The 610-nt window shown below is 57.1% G+C and carries 2 protein-coding genes; both read right to left on the reverse strand.

Features of this window, described 5'->3' with window-relative positions:
• Positions 1 to 223 (reverse strand): C40 family peptidase (locus DLK05_RS16720; RefSeq protein ID WP_127345098.1); only part of this gene is annotated, 223 nt, incomplete at its 3' end.
• A 5-nt stretch (positions 224 to 228) separates the two neighbouring features.
• Positions 229 to 610 (reverse strand): phage minor tail protein L (locus DLK05_RS16725; protein ID WP_127345099.1); only part of this gene is annotated, 382 nt, incomplete at its 5' end.

The raw sequence follows: 610 nt of genomic DNA on the forward strand, positions 1-610 counted from the left end.
GCAGACCACCGGGGTGGCTGTGGACCAGCGCCACAATCTCACCCTGCATTTCTGCCTGCAGCCAGTCTTCCGGCGACATACGGAAATACGCCTCCGGCTCACCGGAGATATTCACGCAGGGGAAATATCTTTCCCCCTCCGGCGTGCTTACCACGAAGCMGCACGACTCCGCTGGCGCACATCGCCGGGCGTGCGCCAGAATCGCTGATTCTGTCTGTGTCATGGGATTTACTGCGAAAGTTTGTTAATGGAAAGGAAGCCGCCAAAGTTGCCGACGTTATTGCGGAACTTACAACCGCTCAGGCATTTGCTGCATTTATCCTTCGTGATATCGGACGTTGGCTGGTCATATTCATCCGCGACAGCCGGACCGCTATAACCGCACTCGTCACCGCGATAGGTCCAGGTGCAGGTGTTGGCCAGCATGATACGTCCCGGAAAAACAGCGCCATCCGTTTCCGTCGGCGTGGACAGTACAAAGGAGGCACTCACCGCGCTCAGTTCGCTGCACTGCTCAATGCGCCAGCGGCTGATCACCTCCTGCTCCGGATCGGCGTAACTGTTTCCGTTGACGAAGTTCACCGCATCCAGAAAACGGGCGTAAACCTTA

This window comes from Ancylomarina longa (assembly GCF_003996985.1).
GTDB classification, from domain to species: Bacteria; Bacteroidota; Bacteroidia; order Bacteroidales; family Marinifilaceae; genus Ancylomarina_A; species Ancylomarina_A longa.